Here is a 19,904-nt window from a genome sequence, read left to right as displayed (position 1 = left end):
TTGTAAAAAAATATAAATAGAACGTTCGATGTCCTTGATATTATAAAGGCAAATAATGTCATTGGTTATCATGAACTGAGGTCATTACAATCATGGCACTGCGCCGTAAACTCACCTATAATGAACAAATAAACCTTATATAATGCATGATTATGACTACAACTGCTCCTACCTTTGATACATCCAACTCGCTTACTGACCATGATAACCCAACTACTAACCGATTAAGGGTAGTATTTGCGGGTACGCCTGAATTTGCTGCTATTAGCCTTGAGTCGTTAATTAAGCAGCAAGAAGCGCTGAATATAGAGATAGTTGCTGTTTACACCCAGCCCGATCGTAAAGCAGGTCGTGGTCAAAAACTGTCAGCCTCTGCGGTAAAAGAAGTTGCATTGACACATGATATCGCTGTAGAGCAGCCAGTCACTTTTAAAAAGTCTAGTGCAGAAGGTCTAGCTGCTAGGCAAACTCTGCGCACCTATCAACCAGATGTGATGATTGTTGCCGCTTACGGGTTGATCCTACCTATCGGTGTATTAGAGACGCTACTCATGGTTGCTTGAATATTCACGCTTCACTGTTACCACGCTGGCGCGGTGCTGCACCTATCCATCGTGCACTCTTGGCCGGAGACGATGAGACCGGTATTACTATTATGCAGATGGACAAAGGTCTTGATACGGGTGATATGCTTTATAAAGTCAGCGAAAGTATTGCCTCTGATGATACCGCTGCTAGCCTACATGATAAGATGGCTGCACTTGGTGCGACAGCTATTAGTACGGTGCTAAAAGACTTAGCTGCTTATCAAGCTCAAGCTATCGCTCAAGATGATAGTCAAGCCAACTACGCTGAAAAGCTGGTCAAAACCGAAGGCGAAGTTGATTGGTCGCAGCCTGCTGCCGCTATTGAACGCCAAATTCGTGGGCTGACACCATGGCCGGGTGCTTATACTTTCCTAGCAGGGCAGCGCGTTAAAGTACTGGCTAGCTTACCTGTAAATACATCGCAGCAAACGAATAAACCTGCTGGAACGGTTATCAGTGTCGGACGAAAAGCGATCTTAGTCGCTTGTGGTAAGGATAATGATACCGAGTCGTCGGCCACTACTTTAGCCATTACTCATTTACAGTTTGCGGGTGGTAAGCCGATGACTGCTGAACAAGTTTGCCATGGCAACCAATTAAATGACGGCGATCAATTTACGTCAGAAACAAAATAACGTTACTTATATTTAACCTACTTGCACAAGACGCTATCGATCATACGTCAAGGAAATGAAATTTAATGAGACAAAACAGTACTGCGCCTAGAAACAATAAGCTCAAACCATCAAGCAATCTTATTATGAATGGCAGCGTACGCGTGCGTGTGATTCGTACCTTACTGGCTATTCAAAATGGTCAGTCGCTCTCAAGCTCCTTGATCCGTTACTGAATAGTCTGCACGATGGCGATAAAGGCTTTGCTCATGCATTACTGCTCACGACATTGCGTCAATGGCATGCGCTGGCACGTTTGCTCGATAGCTTAGCAGACAACCCTGTCGACGAAGTTGAAGTGCGTACCACCATTCAAGTCGGCTTAGTACAGTTGCTATATTTAGAAGTGGCTGACCATGCTGCCATTCATGAAACCGTTGAAGCAGCCAAAGAAATTGAGTTCGCTCATTCGACTGGTTTGGTGAATGCTATTTTGCGTAAAGTCGCCAAGAATCCAAGCAAATTCCGTAAGAAATGCGATAAAAAGCATAGTCTACCGAATTGGCTCGCTTATCAGCTTAAACAAGATTGGAGCGAACAGTATGATGAGCTGACACAAGGCTTGCGCCAACCAGCCCCGATGTTTTTACGAGTGAATTCGGCGGTTACTTCGGTAGAGGATTATCAGCATGCATTGGATGGCGCAGAAATTGATGCAGATATCGTTGAGCTAACGACTGGTTTTAAGGTAGCAAACTCATCAGGGTCTGCCACTTCCACCACGCTATCAACCAAAGGTCTTAGACTACATCAAAGCACTGCCGTTAACGCTTTGCCTGATTTTGCTTTAGGAACAGCTAGCGTTCAAGATATGCATGCTCAGTTAGCTGCACCGATTATCAATAAAGCATTAATGGCTAAGCTCAGTGCTGAAGAATCTGATACGGAAAATACGAATAATGAGATACATATTCTAGATGCTTGTGCGGCACCTGGTGGCAAGCTTGCTCATTGGTTAGAGCTTATAAGCGCTAACGATGAATCATCGTTGTTTCACGTGAAACAAGACGATGCTGAAACGTCACCTGCGATTACTGATATCAAGGTAACGGCTATCGATAATGAAGCACCACGTATCGAGCGTATTCGCGAGAATTTACAGCGTTTAAATCTAAGTCAGCATGATTTGCAGCAAGCAAATAACAGCATCGCATTGAATATTGTCTGTGCAGATGCAACCAGATGGCAGCATGGCAAGAATAAAAAGGCGGCGACAAATGAGCCGGTATTTGATGCGATATTATTAGATTCTCCTTGTACTGCGACTGGCGTGATTCGCCGTCATCCAGATATCAGCATCTTGCGTACTGAAGAAGACATCGAGCAAACGGCGCTGCTACAAGCAGACATCTTGCATAATCTATGGCCACAACTCAAGGTTGGTGGTTATCTGTTGTATGTGACATGTTCTATCTTAAAGCAAGAGAACGTCGAGCAAATGCAGGACTTTATCACTCATCATAATGATGCAGTAGTGATTGAGTTTACTGACGATTGCAGTTGGGGTATCGAACAAGCAATCGGTCGTCAGTGCTTGCCAATCGATAGCGCGAGTGGCGATGGTTTTTATTATGCATTGCTACAAAAAACTGCTGAATAAACCGTTTTAATTATTGAATAACATTATTGTAGACAGGACAATCTAATGAAATATATCAGTACCCGTGGTCAGACAGCGCCGATGGATTTTAGTGATGTGCTTTTGATGGGTCTTGCCCCAGATGGTGGTTTGATGTTGCCTGAGCATTATCCAAACATTGATAGTGCAACGCTTGATGAATGGCGTACGCTTAGCTATCCACAGCTTGCGATGGCTATTATGCAGCGTTTTGCCACTGATATTCCTGTGGCTGATTTGCAAGATATCATTGAGCGTACTTACACTGCTGATGTGTTTGGCTCTGACGAGATTGTTCCTGTCCGCAAGCTTGAAGATAACTTATATATTCTAGGATTATCAAACGGTCCGACATTGGCATTTAAAGATGTTGCCATGCAGTTTTTGGGCAATGCTTTTGAGTATGTGCTTAAGAAAAAAAGATGCACGTATTACGATCATTGGTGCAACCAGTGGTGACACGGGTAGTGCAGCAGAGTATGCATTGCGTGGCAAAGAAAATATCGAAGTCTTTATGCTATCTCCACATGGCAAAATGAGTGAATTCCAACGTGCGCAGATGTATAGTTTGACGGATGCTAATATTCACAATATCGCTATCAATGGGATGTTTGATGACTGTCAGGACATCGTTAAAGCGCTACAGCAAGATGCTGAGTTCAAGGCAGCTTATAATTTAGGCACGGTAAACTCTATCAACTGGGGTCGTATCCTAGCGCAGATTGTTTACTACTTTAAAGCTTACTTTGCGGTCACGACGAGTAACGATAAAAAAAAGTCAGCTTTAGCGTACCATCAGGCAACTTCGGTAATATCTGTGCTGGACACATTGCCCGCGAAATGGGATTACCAATTGACCGTCTGATTGTTGCAACCAATGAAAATGACGTTTTGAATGACTTCTTTAATCAAGGCGCTTATCAGCCACGTCCAACTGAAAAAACTTATGTTACCTCTAGTCCGTCGATGGATATTTCAAAGGCATCTAACTTTGAGCGTTTTGTTTATTTACTATTAGAAAAAGACAGCGCACGTGTTCATGAGTTATTTGACGGCGTAAAATCAGGTCGGGGCTTTGACTTATCTGACTTGATGGAAGCGGTTAATACGCGTTATGGATTTGCTGCTGGTAAATCTACTCATAGCGACCGCTTGCAGACTATCAAAGCGCTCTATGAACAGCATAGTGAATTGGTTGATCCACATACTGCAGACGGCATTAAAGTCGCTAAAGAGCTACAGCTGGATGGCGAAATCATCGTTTGTGCAGAGACAGCATTACCCGTTAAGTTTGCGGACACTATTGTTGAAGCTATTGGTCAGATAGATATCGCTCGTCCAGCGCATACTGAAGGGTTAGAAGATTTATCACAGCACGTAGTGGTACTGGATAACAAGGCTGAACTGGTTGCTGAACAAATCCGCCAACATGTCGCACCGAATCCTGCTTAAGTAACTACGGTCTTTAGGGTTATCATCAGCAAGGAAAAATATCCACGTAAAAGTTACACCATTGTAATAAAGTGTTTATGATTGTGTTATGGTAGATATAATTGTAATATTAGAAACGGCGTCAGCAAGTCATCATTGTGCTAGGCGCTTTTTTAGGAATTATTCTAGCCAATTACACTGAACAGTTACCCTATAATCGCCATGAGAATTTTATTAACAAGTTACTGATATAATTAAACTTTTATTAATCTTAGAGGTTTTTGCAGTGATAAATTAAGTACGGTTCTTTGTGTCGATCACAGTGGTACATATTGTGGATATAACGATGAAGATGAGCTTAAAAAAGATAGCAAAAGCACTGTTAATGACGACGTTTAGTAGTGCCATGTTGATGAGCACGGCTCAAGCTAACAATCCGCCGCCAACTATCAAAGCTGATGCGCCCAATCGTTATATCGTCAAAAAAAGGCGATACCTTATGGGATATCTCAGGTCGCTACCTAGACAGCCCATGGCGCTGGAAAGAAATTTGGGCAACCAATAAGCAAATCAAAAATCCAAACCTTATTTACCCTAATGACGTTCTTATCCTTTGTGTGATTCAAGGAAAAACACTGATTGGCGTTGATACTGGTGAAGGCTGTGCTGGCGTTGAAAAGCAACTTACTGGAAATGTAAGTACGAGTACGGTCGCGATTACCTCGACGGCCAATAGTATTCCTCCTATTCCGTGGTCAGCTATTCAGCATTGGCTTGATAAAACGCTTATCGTGAATCCTCAAGACTTTAATACCACACCTTATATTTTAGCTTCTAAAAACCGTAACTTAATTACTGCGCGCGGTGATAAGGTCTATGCTAAAGGCGTACCGCTTATCGTAGGCCAGCGTTACGGCGTTTACCGTGAGGGTGAGCTATATGTAGACCCCAAAACGCAAGAAGTGATCGGCTTAGAAGTTACGCAGGTAGCGACAGGACTAGCAACTTCTACAGAAAGCAATGGTGTGACTAGCTTGCAGCTTATCGATAGCTATGGCAAAGAAGTGCGTGAAGGGGATCGCGTATTCGTAGAGTTAGATAACGCTATTCCTCCTGTCTTTTATCCAACGCCTGCAAGTGTCAGTCGCGGTGGTATGATCGTACGTGTGATGGACTCTATCAGCTCGGCTGCGAAGGGTAGTGTGGTTGCCATCAATTTGGGTAGCTTACAAGGTGCTAAACCAGGTGATGTGCTGACGGTTTATCAAAAAGGGCCTTTGGTACGTGATACTAAAGACAACGACACGCCTGTACGTCTACCAAATGAGCCAAGTGGTATGGTGATGGTTTTTAATAGCTTTGACCACATCAGTTATGCTTACGTACTTGACTCTGAGTTACCACTTAATATTGGCGATCAGCTGTTACCACCCCCTTATTTATAAATAGCTATAAGGCTCTATTAAGCAATATATTAAACTAAATACTAATCTAAGTTTGCCTATACGAGACAGATGACAATGACGGCAGTCACCTCTTCTTTATCCGACGATCAGCGCGCTATCCTAGCGCTGTGGTACGAGGTGAATGCATCATTATCTGCTTATCACAAATTGATCACTTCTTTCGGTTATCCGCAGCTTGCTTGGCAAGCCAAAGTAGAGGCATGGAAGCAGCTCGGTATTCACCACACCCATCTCAAACGTCATGATCAGCCAGAGCAAACACTCGCCAATATCGATAAGATTCAGCAAGCATTGATAGAGGGGCGCTATGGTTTGCTATTCGCTGATGACGCCGATTATCCTGCTCAACTCTCACAAATATACGACCCGCCGCCATTATTGTTTTATCGTGGGAATAGCGCGCGCCTACATCAAGCACAAATCGCTATAGTAGGTAGCCGCAAACCCACCGCGCATGCGCAAAAAAATCACGTTTGATATGGCACAGTACTTAGCGCAAGCAGGTTATATCGTGACTAGCGGTCTGGCTATGGGTGTAGATAAACGCGCACATTTAGGCGCGCTAGCACAAGCAGACCCTGACTATCAGGGACGGACGGTTGGTGTCATGGGTACAGGGATCGATGTGAACTATCCCAATCATCGAGATCAGTTATTTACTCAAATTATCGAGCAAGGTGGCTGCATTATTAGTGAGCTACTACCGCATACGCAGCCACATAAACATACTTTTCCGCGTCGCAATCGTTTGGTAGCTGGGCTGAGTCTCGCGACCATTGTAACGGAAGCGACCATCAAAAGCGGCTCGCTTATAACAGCACGTCTCACGTCTGAACAAGGTAAACAGGTCTTTGCTATTCCCAGTCATATTGATAATAGTAATGCAGAGGGTTGCCATCATTTGATACGTGAAGGTGCGACCTTGATTTATCATCCGCAGCAAGTACTAGAAGACGTCAATGGTCAGCTTGATTATGATAAAGGCGCTTATAGAACAGCGAACGCTACCAACTCTAATAGTAATCACTCGAATATCACTCAGACTTCCGATGCGTTTGAGATAGAAAAAAACTCAATCAAATCTACTAGCCAGCAACCATCTTCTGAAATAAAGCCTGCGCGCAGTACAGTCGTTGTGCCTGAGCATTTAACTGCAATCTATAAGCAGCTTGACTGGCATGGGCAAGATTTAGATGCGCTTATTAGTGCAACCAAGCTTACACCGCCGCAGTTGATCGGACAGCTAATGGAGCTTGAGTTAATGGGTCTTATCAGCGAACAAGGTGGACGATATTTACGCGTGTAAAGTATCGTAAATGTTCCGTATTAGACACTGGCATAGATAGCACTTAATTATAGACTCTCCTAGACAATATCCCTCTTGTGGTATTATTAGAATTTACTTCTACGAACCATTTAAGTCATGAGCCAACCTACACCTCTTATTACTGATTCTGCTATCCAAGCTGCTAAGTGGCTAAAAGAAGGGCAACTGCTCGCGTATCCTACAGAAAGCGTTTGGGGTATTGGTTGCGACCCTTATGACCAAGCAGCTGTTCAGCGTATCTTGGATATCAAACAACGTCCACAAGCCAAAGGCATGATAGTCGTTACTGATAGTGTGTCTCGCTTACCCCCCTTACTAGCCTCTTTAGATGATGTTCAGCGCCAGCAGGTTATTGATAGCTGGCAGACAGACGATAGTAGAGATGAACAGCACAATCGCCAAGCACATACTTGGTTATTACCGATTCCTCAGCCGCTTGCAAGCACTGTGCCACTTGGATTACCGGTCAGCATCAGACTATTGCTGTTCGAGTTATCTCGCATCCTACAGTTCGTCAGCTTTGCCAGCAGATGGTCAGTGAGCAGAATCCATTTGGTCTATTGGTTTCTACAAGCTGCAACCGATCAGGACAAACGCCTGCTAGCACCTTTGAAGCCGCCTATGCTTATTTCGAAGAGCAAATTGGTTATTTGCAGGGTGATACTTTAGGTTATACCTTACCTAGCCAGATTCGTGACGCAACGACAGGTTGGTTATTCGTTAGTGGACAAGAAAGATGTAGACGTTTTTTTTGCTACCTGTTTGCCTTACTCAACATGTTTTCTATTGTATGAGCTACATTTTTACAGTAGTTCTGGCACAAATACTGTTTATCACATACTGACGGTAGCCCTGAATAGGATTTAGGCGGTCATATGAAAAATAAATTAAATCAGCCAAGTCATAGTTTGAACGAAAGTTTGGCTGAATATCCAAAAATGAAGGTTACTAAGTTATTTTTATTCGTAGGTGCGCTGTATGAGCTCATTATCTTTCCATGGATAGCGACACTTCTTAGCTCAGATAACAGCATAGGTCTATTGTTCATACTGTTTTTTTCCAGTTTATCTTATTGCAGGTGGCTTGTTTGCGATGCCAACTACATTAATGATGGGAAAGTGGCATTCGTATAAAGAAATATACATACAAGATGGGTGGTGGATAAGAACGTTTTTTTATGGGAGTTCTTATTAATGCTTTATTTTTTTGTTTGGTTTATATTTTCTAAATTTGGTTTGGTGATATGGTTCTCTATCAGTTAACTGGAGGAGTAAGTGCCGTATTAGCAGGTATGTCAGCTTTACCAGTATTAAAAGAAAATGTTGAAGACGTAGGCTGAGCCATTAAATAAAGAGCTGATCAAACTATTTCTGAAATATTATGATGCGTTTGGATGGTCAAGAAAGTTCGAAACGGGTTATAACAGCTATATTATTTCCATTCACAAATTGACCAACTTATGAGTTAAAACTAATGTTAGATAACAACAGCCACTATCCAAAAAAAATGGTGATATTTTTATTTTTAACTTTAGGTACGCTATATCAGTTGATCTTATTCCCTATTTTAGTATCGCTGATAATGTGGAATAAGGATATAGGTCTGGCATACGCTGTAGCCATACCTTTTTACCTTATTGCAGGTGTATTTCTTATTGGAATGCCTACACTATTGTGCGGTATATGGCTTGCTTCCAAACAAACATATAAGTCCAAAAGATGGTGGGTAAGAGTTTTTTTTGTTGGTTTTTCTATTAATGCCACATTTTTTTATTGGTCAAGATGCTCGTACATGGTTGGCGATTAGCTTAGTAGGAGGTATAAGTGCTTTGATTGTGGGTATGTCCGCATTACCTAAACCTAAACAAAGTCTGCAATATTAGCCAAAAAAATTAAGATACTTTTTTTAATAAAAAAAACTTCTATCTTTGACAGTAATTATCAAAGTGCAATGTTTGACCTCGTAAACCTTTCATTCCTCACCTTCCTTTACCAAAAGCATGTAAAAGTCGTTTTGATAAAAACCACAAAAAAAGTAGACGATGGTTATAACAGTCTAGTTTTTATTGAACGATAAGTACTTCAGCAATAAGTAACTCAAAGATAAGTCATAGTGGTGATATTTGAGGCATATAGGGAGTAGGGTATGAATGTTTTGATTAGTGGCGGTTCAGGGTTTTTGGGAAGTGCTTTTAGTCGAGAGCTAATGGCACGGTCTCGCGCGAAAAATAACGACGTAACGATTACTTGGCTAACTCGTGATAGCAGTCAACCACATCCCGATGATATCAATATGATTACTTATGATGAACTTGCGAATTCTGATATGAGCTTTGATGTCATATTGAATTTGGCAGGTGCTGGGATTGCTGACTCTCGTTGGAGCGATGAGCGAAAAGAACAGTTGATGGCGAGCCGTATCAAACCTACTCAGTCAATATTGGATTTTATCGCACGTGCTAGTATAAAACCCAAGTTACTGGTAAGCGGCTCAGCAATCGGTTGGTATGGCACGCAGGGCGACAAGCCACTGACTGAAAATAGCGATTATGAGACGGATTTTGCTCATACATTATGTGATGAATGGGAACAACTAGCACTTAAAGCAACCAACCATGCTGTTCCTGTAGCTATTGTCAGAACAGGTGTGGTTATTCACCCTGAAGGCGGAATGGTGGCTAAATTGTTGCTACCATTTAAATTTGGTGTCGGAGGGCAGTTGGGTGATGGACAACAAGTAATGAGCTGGATCAGCCGTGAAGATTGGGTCAATGCAGTCATCTTTATTATCGAGCAGCAGCTTAAACTTACTAGCGACTCAGATGTCAATCACCTCAATAGCTTAGCCCAAGATAATACACCTATTAGTGACAGTACTATCAAGACTGCAAACAGTACCGTAAATAATAGAGATGCAGTCGTATATAACCTTACTGCTCCGAATCCTGTGACCAATCATACTTTTACCAAAGCACTTGCTCATGGCTACATCGCCCCACGTTTTTTACTTTACCAGAGTTTTTGCTCAAGCTGATGTTCGGCGAAATGTCGACACTGCTTATCGATGGTCAAAAGGTGCTGCCACAAGCGCTATTGGATACAGGTTATTCGTTTAAACACTCAACTCTGCAGCAAGCATTAGAAAACCAAAAGTAGCTGTATTACAGATGTTTCATGTGAAACATTGGAACTTGTTTTCTGATAATCGCTTATCTAACCGTATTTATGTCTAAGGGCAGTCCATGCGTTACGCATTTTTCTTCACTATCTTTCTGCTATTACAGTTATTTAGCTTAGGTACAGTATTAAGTATACAGTGGTGGCTCCAGCTTGGATGACGCCAGCATTACAGACAATGATATGGGCGAGTGTATTTATTATTACTAATGGCCTATTAGCATTGAGCGTAAAAAGAGCATTTGCCAACAGTTATCGCTGGGTTAGTGGCTGGATGCTGATCATGCATTTTATGATACTGACGGCGTTGGCAGTGAGTCTACTCTACGGAGGGTATCTACTAGTAATTTCTTTATCAGACAGTACGTTGCACCAATCGAATGAGATGGCTATAGGGCTAAGAGTACTAGCGCTATTCCTATTTATAGGACTATTTATTCATTCAGTATATAGCGCCTATGCGCCTGTCATACGCAAGCTGACTATTAATATAGATAAGCCTTTGACCAAGCCATTACGCATTGCAGTCGCTAGTGACTTGCACATAGGGCGATTATTTGGTGTAAAAGCTATAGATAGATTGCATCAACTTATGATTCGCTCTGGTGCAGATATGCTGCTGATGCCAGGGGATATCATGGATGATAATACAGATGCCTTTAATGATTATCATATGGAGCAGAACTTAGCAGAATTGTGCAGTAGTCTACCACGTGGTGTCTATGCGACATTGGGTAATCATGATTTGTATGGTCATGAGCGACCTATTAGCGAAGCGCTGCAAAATGCAGGTATACAGTTGTTAAACGATGAGGTGCTCTGTATCGAGCACGAGGGTCAACCAGTATGGCTAGTTGGACGTTTTGATAACCATAAACGTCAACGTGTAGCGACTACTGTTCTGCTTGCGCAAGTAGATACGTCGCAGCCAGTGATATTGTTAGATCATAGACCGAGTGATATAGATAATCACAGTCAATTACCTATAGATTTACAAGTCTCGGGACATACTCACAACGGTCAAGTATTCCCCGCTAATTTCATCGTGAATGCTATTAATAGATTGGGCTATGGCTATGAGCAGATGGGTAAAGGACACTTCGTCGTATCCTCTGGTTATGGTTTTTGGGGCATTCCCTTTCGATTGGGCTCGCGCTCAGAAATTTGGTTAATTACACTATCTGGCAATACAAATTAGTTAGTTATACAAATCAATAATTAGCTGGCTAACTAACTAACTAACTAACGGTCTATGCAGCTAACTGGGATTGGGTACTGATGATCTCACGTACAAAGCTACTAAACCCATGAATGATATTGTTTGTCTCTTGTCCAAGACCTTGGTGAACACTCATAAAGTGAATAAAGCCATGCGGTGCACCAAGCACAGTATAGGTCTTTGTCGCAACGCCGTAACCTCTCAGCTGCTTTGCATAAGCAAATGCCTCATCACGTAATACATCGAGCTCGGAAGCTACGATGTAAGTTGGGCAAACTTTACTATTATCACCGAGCATAGGTGAGTTCAATATATGTAGGCGAGGCAGTGGGCTATTCTCTAGGCAAGCAGCATCAAATACTGCTACATCAGCATGATCTAATAGTAGACCCTCACCATATAGCTCCCAACTTGGATAATCTGTCTCAATATCAGTGACTGGATACAAAGGCATCTGCGCTAGAGGTTCGGGTAGTTTTTCTAATAGATTAAACATTTTCTGTCCATCTATCCCTAAGTCTGCCCATGCGCTTTTGCTCGGTGCGGTCAGCTGCTGCGCAATTAAAGTTGATAGACCACCACCTGCGCTATCACCTGCCAAGACTATACGAGAAGGTAACGCGCCCAATGTGTGACAGTGATCAACTAACCAAGCATACGCAGTGATACAGTCTTTTAAGGCTGCGGGAGCAGGACATTCAGGCGCTAAGCGATAATCGACACTAACCACAGACCAACCAGTCTGCTCACAGACCGCATGACAGAATTCATGATGTGTATCGACATCACCAATGCAGAACCCGCCACCATGAAAGAACAGCATGACTGTTTCATCGGGATTATGGATACGTTTTCTTCTAAAACTAGATTTTTTGCCGCCTGCTTTATAACAACGGACAGTCATGTCGCCATCATCAGCATTGGCAATCGTTTCATCTTTCCAGCTAACAGGTGAATCACTTTTTTTAGTGAAGGGCTTTATATTACTTAGCATAGTCGTATTGGCTTGTTGCCATACTCTAGGTGATTGCATGGCTACCGCATCAGCAGTAAATCTCTCACGCAATTCCGGCATGGGAGTTAGTTCTAACGGTGTTTTGAGGTAGCTATTTACTGCAAGGATAAGACGCAGGTGAGCGTTTGCATGCAGATACTGTTTTGAGTTGGGACCTTTAAGGTAACCAATCACCCCTTCTAAAATAGGGTCTGGTAAGTAGCCGAGACTTTTCATTGCGTAGTGCAATGTGTGCGGCTGGTAGTTTGCCACAGGGTTATAAGCGAGTATTTTCTCTTTAACGCTCAGACGTTTTTCTAATGAGTCATACGCTTCTACATCTTGGTTCGATAGCTCTTTTGACGCTGGATGTTCTTTTGACGCTAGATGTAATGTCATCAATGCTTTATTAAGCAAAGTATTGATAGATAAATTTTTTTGAATTAGACATAACAGCTCTCATAAATGATTTTTAGCGTGCATTTGAGTGTGGGCGATAATATTTATAGCAATGATAAAATAGACAGCAGAGTAATAGCGTATCGTTTGGTAATAGCTTGATTAATAAGCGTAAAGCAATGGGAATAAATAGCGGTTTTTTTGTTCTTTTTGTGAGTAAATATTGAGATTTATTGACATGGAACAAAAATGTTTGACGCATCGTATTAATGACACTTCACGAATATTTGTCATAAATGGTAAAAATTCCTTTGCTCTAGGCTTGAAATTTGTCCTTATCACCTTTATCAAGCAGCTATTGAAGCGTATTAAAAAAACAATGAGTTAGAAACATCGAGTATTTAATAATGGCATAGTAGGATCAATAATTATTCGGTCTACTGTGCTGTCTCTTAATCTTCATTATTGAAATTCCAAGGAGCTATCATGAGCGAGCAAAACCCGAACCACGAAAATCTTGACCAAAATGTGGCACATGAGAATATTGATCACAATGACAGTATCTTAGAAGAAACCATGAAAGAGTTTGATCCACAGAATAATTCAGGTGAAGAAACGACTATCGAAAACGAAATCAACCTTGATACTTTCAAAGCGCGTATTGCTGAGCTAGAAGGCGAAGTAAAACAAGCCAAAGAAGGTACTGCACGTGCTAATGCTGAAGCTTACAATGCGCAAAAACGCATGGAGCAAGAAGCGGATAAGAGCAAAAAGTTTGCACTACAGAAATTTGCTAAAGAATTGTTAGACATCGTTGACAACTTAGAGCGCGCTATCGAAAATGCCGATGCCAATGATCCAGTCGCTGAGGGTGTGCAATTAACGCACAAAGCATTGGTTGCGGTATTGACCAAAAACGGCGTAGAAGTGGTCGATCCACAAGGCGAAAAATTTAACGCTGACTTCCATGAAGCAGTGGGTATTGATCCAGAAGCAGCGGCAGATACAGTTGGTACGGTCTTACAAAAAGGCTATAGCCTAAACGGTCGTCTATTGCGTCCGGCCATGGTTCGTGTTGGTCAGTAATATTTTTAGGGCTAAACCCTACTAATATGAAGGTTTTTCACGAAAAATGACATGAAACATAGTTTTTGCGTGATTATTGCCTTGAAAAATACGACGGGTAAACCGATATATAGCAACAAGTGACCGACTACGGTCTGGATAAATAAGTATTTATAGTTAAAAACAAATTAGGAGCAATTGATTATGGGTAAAGTAATTGGTATTGATTTAGGTACTACTAACTCGTGTGTAGCAGTAATGGAAGGTGACAAAGTTAAAGTCATCGAAAATGCTGAAGGTACGCGTACAACACCATCGATCGTCGCTTATAAAGATGACGAAACGCTTGTTGGTCAGTCAGCCAAGCGTCAAGCAGTAACTAATCCAAGCAACACTTTGTTTGCGATTAAGCGTTTGATCGGTCGTCGTTTTGATGACAAAGTCGTGCAAAAAGATATCGGCATGGTTCCTTACAAAATCGCTAAAGCAGACAACGGCGATGCATGGGTAGAAATCAACGGTAAAAAGCTTGCGCCACCACAGGTTTCTGCTGAAATCTTGAAAAAAATGAAGAAAACAGCAGAAGACTATCTTGGTGAGAGCGTGACTGAAGCAGTTGTAACTGTACCTGCTTACTTCAATGATTCACAGCGTCAAGCAACTAAAGATGCGGGTAAAATCGCTGGTCTTGATGTAAAACGTATCATCAATGAGCCAACTGCTGCTGCACTTGCTTATGGTATGGACAAGAAGCAAGGCGATAGCACTGTTGCTGTATATGACTTGGGCGGTGGTACTTTCGATATCTCAATCATCGAAATCGCAGACGTAGACGGCGAGCAACAGTTCGAAGTACTAGCGACCAACGGTGATACTTTTCTAGGTGGTGAAGACTTTGACTCAGCATTGATTGATTTCTTAGTTGCTGAATTCAAAAAAAGAGCAAGACGTTAACCTAAAAGGTGACTCTCTTGCGATGCAGCGTCTAAAAGAAGCGGCAGAAAAAGCGAAGATTGAGCTATCAAGTGCACAAAGCACTGAAGTAAACTTGCCATATATCACTGCTGATAGCAGTGGTCCTAAGCATTTGGTTGTTACTATCAGCCGCTCGAAACTAGAGAGCCTAACTGAAGAATTAGTACAACGTACAATGGGTCCTTGTAAGACTGCACTTGAAGATGCTGGCCTAAAAATTGGCGACATCAACGATGTAATCTTGGTTGGTGGTCAGACTCGTATGCCACTAGTACAGCAAAAAGTACAAGACTTCTTCGGTCAAGAGCCACGTAAAGACGTGAACCCTGATGAAGCAGTTGCAGCTGGTGCAGCGATTCAAGGTGCCGTATTGTCTGGTGACAAAACTGACGTATTGCTACTTGATGTAACGCCATTGACTCTAGGTATCGAAACTATGGGCGGTGTCATGACGCCAGTTATCGAGAAGAACACCATGATTCCTACTAAGAAATCACAGGTATTCTCAACAGCTGAAGATAACCAACCAGCAGTAACGATTCAGGTATATCAAGGTGAGCGTAAAATCGCTAACCAAAACAAAATGCTTGGTCGTTTTGACTTGACGGATATCCCACCAGCACCACGTGGTCTGCCACAAATCGAAGTGTCTTTTGACATCAATGCTGATGGTATCATGAACATCTCTGCAACCGATAAAGGTACTGGTAAAGCACAAAGTATCCAAATCAAAGCGGATTCTGGTTTGTCGGACGAAGAAGTCGAACAAATGGTTCGCGATGCAGAAGCCAATGCTGCTGAAGATGAGAAATTCGCTAACCTAGCGCAAGTTCGTAACGAAGCAGATGGTCGTATTCATGCTGTACAAAAAGCGCTAAAAGAAGCAGAAGATAAAGTCACTGATGAAGAAAAATCAACAGTAGAATCTGCGATCACTGAGCTTGAAGCAGCAGCGAAAGAAGATGACCATGATGAAATCAAAGCTAAGCTTGAAGCATTAGACAATGCATTCTTGCCAATCAGCCAAAAAAATCTATGCTGATAGCGGCGCTGGTGCAGAAGGTATGGATCCTAGCCAGTTCCAACAAGGTGCAGACGATGCTGGTAGCAACAAAGCTGATGACGACGTCGTTGATGCTGAGTTCACTGAAGTAGACGAAGACAAAAAATAATACGGCTATTAACTAGTTAAATTAAAAACGCATCCTTTGGGGTGCGTTTTTTTTATGGCTGTTTTTCCTATCGGCTACTGTTTCTGCTAGCTATTGTTTTTCTTGATAAGATGCGTGCTTATGGTTTAAACGCGCTTACTATGAGAACTTCATAGGTTAAATTAACCACGAGCTGTCCTGTTTCATCCTTTCTTGAAAAATGTTGCCAATAGTCTGACTCAAATTGCTGTAGACGGGATTTTGTCCATATAAAGGTTTGAGTATCGTCTGATTGTATTTGCGTTTGATTGGTCGATACGCCAGTGAGTTTCATATGCTTCAAGATAGCGTAGGGGGTTGGAAATGGTAAATCAAAGCGCTGAATTGAGAGTTTGATATTCTCAAAGCCAGCACTATCTAATGCCAATTGCCATTCATTAATATCTGGATAGTAAAGTCCTTGACCCGTGAGAGTCTTAATTTGCAAAAAGTTATTTGGCGTAAAAGTACTAAAGACTAGCTGGCCTCCAGATTGTAAACGCTGCGCTGATTGCGTGACGAAACTCAACGGACTATCAAACCATTGCACGGCATTAGCACTGACTATTAAGCTATGATTTTCTGCTAAATCTATGGTTTCAGCATCACCGATAATGATCTCAGCAGTTGGCAGTATTGATTGCAATGTAGCAGTCTGCTCAGTACATAACTCATTAATGAGCCAGTACTGGCCTTGGATATGATCAGCGAGTAGGCGCGTCATTTGACCTGTACCGGCACCCACTTCTAACACACTGCTTTGCTTGGTATGAGCAATACTGTCTAATAAATACTGACAAACGGTCTGCTGAATATTGGCATGCTGATCATAGTCGCTTGCATTGGCAAAGTGGCGAGCGATGGTTTGTTTTCTAACACTAAGATCATCGGCTGTGTCGAGTGTTGTCATAGCTTCATTATATCCAAGTACGCCAGTTATCTATCAATATTAGGAGTAAATTCTGTATCAAACGATAAAATTACAACTGCTGTATTAGTCGCTCGCAGTCTTCGTTAGTCAGTTTGGCATTCATAACTAAGCGAATGCGAGCAGTATTAGTAGGCACAGTAGGCGGCCTGATAGGTAATGCATAAAAACCAGCGGCTTGTAGCTGTTGTGCTTTGGCAAGGGTACTCGCATTATCGCCCAATATATAAGGAACGATAGGGGATTGGTAATGTATCTCTTGCAAGGTTGGCGATACACGGTGCCGTGGGTCAATGGCTTGACTAAGCGTGGTAGATAACTGTGCTAGATGCACACGTTGGTCAGTTAAGGTCGGCATTTTTGCTAAAATAAATCGTGTCCATGCATGGTTTATCGGAGGGAGTGCGGTACTAAAAATCAGCGGACGCATGGCATTAATTAGCCATTGTTTGACGACTTCATCACACATTATATAAGCACCCATCGAAGCAAATGCTTTACCAAAGGTACCCACCAAGTAGTCAATATCGGCCAAAGTATGCGTTTCTTCCGCCAACCCTAGACCTGTATCGCCAAGCACTCCAACAGCATGTGCTTCATCGACATACAGCTCAATACGAGCATCTCTGGATTTGAGTTGTATTAACTGAAGTAAGTCAGCACGGTCACCATCCATACTAAATATACTCTCGGTGACAATAATGATGCGTTCAACCGTCTCGTCTGCTTGTTCAATAAATTTGGCTAAATGCTCGTAATCGTTATGACGGTAACGACGATAGGTAACAAGTTTGCTTTGGCTCAGGCGCATACCATCGATAATGCTGGCATGTACTAGCTTGTCAGCCAAAATGAGTGTTTTGACTGGTAAAGCTGTCAATGCTGGCAAGATACCTAGGTTGGCGTGATAGCCACTGTTTAAGATCAACACTGACTTTGAATCGGTTAAACTCTGTTTTTCTATGGCGCTTTGATACCAGCTTTGCAGTTCCTCTTCTAGAGCTTCTAACTGTATATCGTTGCCTGTCAGTAGGCGTGAGGAAGTGGCACTCATTTTAGGAGTGTGTGTAGTAGATAGCTGTCCCACTTGAGCTAGAAATTCAGCTTGTAGCTCAGTATCGCCGCCTAAGCCAAGATAATCATTACTCGCAATATTAAGCAGAGCTTTACTATTGCTAATCACATATCTTCCATCGTGCTGCAAGTTTGGTAATTGGCGGTACTGCTGCTTTGCTTTTAAGTCTGCAAGTGCAGTTTGTAAGCGCTCAGTGATAGAATTTTGCATTTTTTTCTCTCTAATTATTGTTATATCAGCCATATTTAGCCGATCTATCTAGCAAGAAAACTGTGAAATGAGTACGGATTATTGCATAAACTGAGTGGATGTAACAAAAGGTTTCATATCTAAGCCTTTGTAACCCACACACTGATAAACGCTTTCAAATCTTAACTTTCGTACCATTAAACACTGACAGAGTGTCTGAAATAGTTTGTTACTATGTATTCATCGTTAGCAGACAAGGCGATAGGGCCACAAGGCCAATATAAATAAATAACTTGTTTGTCCAAATTTCTTTCAAGGAGCTAATAATGAAAACTCTACAAAAAAACAATACTTGCACTAGCAACTGGTTCTTTACTTTCTGTAGGCGCACAAGCCGCTGTTAACTATGGCAATGGCTACACAGGTCAGCCATACGTTGCTGCTAAAGTTGGTCAGTTCGATCTAGATATCGATGGTGCTGATGACCCAACTGCATACGGTGTAACTGCTGGTTATAACTTTGATCCTAACTTCGGTATTGAAGCAGAATACGTAGGTTCAGATGATGCTGACTATAGAGGCGGCGACATCGATGCTAAAACATACGGCGCTTATGGTACTTACCGTTATGCATTCCCAAACAGCGGCTTATACGCAAAAGGTAAGCTAGGTGTTGCAAAAACTGAAGTAGAAGCTAACAATACTAATTTTGCTGGTGCTTCTGATTTCTCAGACGACGATACTAACATCGCTGGTGGTGTAGGTCTTGGTTACGCAGTAAACTCTGATTTCAGTGTCGAAGCTGAATACGACATGCTAGGTAGCGATGCAGACCTTATGACTGTTGGCGCACAGCTAAAATTCTAATTATTTAGAAAACAAGCTTTTAGCAAACAGCTATAATAAAGAAACGATCACTTTAAGTGGTCGTTTTTTTTCGCTTAAAATTTATGTTAAGGCCTTTAAGTTAGTAATTTATAAGCATCCAATAAGTAATATATCATTATCGTTAAAGCGTTGTTATCCTTAAAAATGTGCTACATTAAAAACTGGATTGATAAAGATAGGAATGGTGGCAAGGATGGAGATACTTTGGATGATTGAACCTTGGCATTGGTTAGTATTAGGCTTCTTATTATTAATTGTTGAGATGTTTGTACCGACGTTTGCCAGTTTGTGGTTTGGCGCCGCTGCCATCATCGTTGCAGCGCTATCATGGCTGCTACCTATTTCTGTTTCTATTCAGATTATCGTCTGGTTAGTGCTCTCTTCTGTGTTCTTACTGGCTTGGTTCAAGTTTATCAAACCGTTGTCAGTAGATCGTACCAAAGCTGGGCTAGGCGGTAGTGTCATAGTCGGTGAGGTGGGGATGATTATCGTGTCACCGCAGCTAGATAAAGCTGGCACAGTTAGATTTAGTGTTCCTATCGTTGGTGCGGCTGAATGGATGTGCCGTACGAGAGGGGAGCAGGTGGCAATCGGCGATAGAGTGGTAGTGACGGATATCGTGGGTAACGAGCTGATTGTGAGCAGTACAAAAGCGCAGGCAGCGATGCATAAAAGTATGCAGGTATAATAATAAGGGATGAGT

The 19,904-nt window shown here is 42.1% G+C and carries 10 protein-coding genes and 6 pseudogenes; 13 read left to right on the top strand and 3 right to left on the bottom strand.

The window, feature by feature from the left end:
* Positions 1–152 precede the first annotated feature (152 nt).
* The 9 genes and pseudogenes from fmt to TT11_RS09940 all read left to right on the top strand — a co-directional run bounded on the left by fmt (position 153) and on the right by TT11_RS09940 (position 11,477).
* A pseudogene (gene fmt, locus TT11_RS09980) lies at positions 153–1,222 on the top strand (methionyl-tRNA formyltransferase).
* 65 nt (positions 1,223–1,287) lie between these two features.
* Positions 1,288–2,861: pseudogene (locus tag TT11_RS09975) on the top strand (transcription antitermination factor NusB).
* Positions 2,862–2,906: 45 nt separating this feature from the next.
* Positions 2,907–4,331, top strand: a pseudogene (gene thrC / locus TT11_RS09970) (threonine synthase).
* A gap of 437 nt (positions 4,332–4,768) precedes the next feature.
* Complete coding sequence (locus TT11_RS09965) at positions 4,769–5,755, top strand: LysM peptidoglycan-binding domain-containing protein (protein WP_261870296.1); 987 nt, start codon at positions 4,769–4,771, stop codon at positions 5,753–5,755.
* 75 nt (positions 5,756–5,830) lie between these two features.
* Positions 5,831–7,082 (top strand): annotated as a pseudogene (gene dprA / locus TT11_RS09960) (DNA-processing protein DprA).
* Between the two features lie 117 nt (positions 7,083–7,199).
* Positions 7,200–7,813, top strand: a pseudogene (locus TT11_RS09955) (L-threonylcarbamoyladenylate synthase); the annotation flags it as partial.
* A gap of 1,435 nt (positions 7,814–9,248) precedes the next feature.
* On the top strand, positions 9,249–10,136 hold the full coding sequence (locus tag TT11_RS09950) for a TIGR01777 family oxidoreductase (RefSeq protein WP_261870295.1): 888 nt from the start codon (positions 9,249–9,251) through the stop codon (positions 10,134–10,136).
* Between the two features lie 11 nt (positions 10,137–10,147).
* Positions 10,148–10,258 (top strand): DUF1731 domain-containing protein, encoded by a 111-nt coding sequence (locus TT11_RS09945; RefSeq protein ID WP_261870293.1) that lies wholly within the window; start codon positions 10,148–10,150, stop codon positions 10,256–10,258.
* A gap of 163 nt (positions 10,259–10,421) precedes the next feature.
* Positions 10,422–11,477, top strand: coding sequence for a metallophosphoesterase (locus TT11_RS09940; protein ID WP_261870291.1), 1,056 nt, complete (start codon positions 10,422–10,424; stop codon positions 11,475–11,477).
* 52 nt (positions 11,478–11,529) lie between these two features.
* Here the strand turns inward: TT11_RS09940 and TT11_RS09935 are convergent, their stop codons facing one another.
* Positions 11,530–12,891 carry an alpha/beta hydrolase gene (locus TT11_RS09935; RefSeq protein WP_261870289.1) on the bottom strand — a complete coding sequence of 454 codons (1,362 nt, stop codon included), beginning with the start codon at positions 12,889–12,891 and terminating at the stop codon, positions 11,530–11,532.
* 486 nt (positions 12,892–13,377) lie between these two features.
* Here TT11_RS09935 and grpE point away from each other — a divergent pair, with 486 nt between their 5' ends.
* On the top strand, positions 13,378–13,977 hold the full coding sequence (gene grpE, locus TT11_RS09930) for a nucleotide exchange factor GrpE (protein WP_057762215.1): 600 nt from the start codon (positions 13,378–13,380) through the stop codon (positions 13,975–13,977).
* Between the two features lie 183 nt (positions 13,978–14,160).
* A pseudogene (dnaK, locus tag TT11_RS09925) lies at positions 14,161–16,103 on the top strand (molecular chaperone DnaK).
* A gap of 118 nt (positions 16,104–16,221) precedes the next feature.
* Here dnaK and TT11_RS09920 read toward each other — a convergent pair.
* Together TT11_RS09920 and TT11_RS09915 are read right to left on the bottom strand one after the other, a co-directional pair.
* Positions 16,222–17,031, bottom strand: a complete 810-nt coding sequence (locus TT11_RS09920) for a methyltransferase domain-containing protein (RefSeq protein WP_261870287.1) — start codon at positions 17,029–17,031, stop codon at positions 16,222–16,224.
* 70 nt (positions 17,032–17,101) lie between these two features.
* Positions 17,102–18,334 (bottom strand): 8-amino-7-oxononanoate synthase, encoded by a 1,233-nt coding sequence (locus TT11_RS09915; RefSeq protein ID WP_261870286.1) that lies wholly within the window; start codon positions 18,332–18,334, stop codon positions 17,102–17,104.
* Positions 18,335–18,661: 327 nt separating this feature from the next.
* Between TT11_RS09915 and TT11_RS09910 the strand changes: the two genes are divergently transcribed.
* Entirely contained in the window at positions 18,662–19,180 is a 519-nt protein-coding gene (locus TT11_RS09910) for a porin family protein (RefSeq protein ID WP_261870327.1), read from the top strand.
* Between the two features lie 229 nt (positions 19,181–19,409).
* A complete protein-coding gene (locus TT11_RS09905) occupies positions 19,410–19,889 on the top strand; it encodes an NfeD family protein (RefSeq protein ID WP_261870284.1) in 480 nt (159 codons plus the stop codon).
* Positions 19,890–19,904: the final 15 nt, after the last annotated feature.

It is taken from the genome of Psychrobacter sp. JCM 18901 (genome assembly GCF_000586435.1).
Classification (GTDB): Bacteria; Pseudomonadota; Gammaproteobacteria; order Pseudomonadales; family Moraxellaceae; genus Psychrobacter.
Note: the sequence above shows the minus strand (reverse complement) of the source record. Positions and strands in the feature narration are given on the sequence as shown.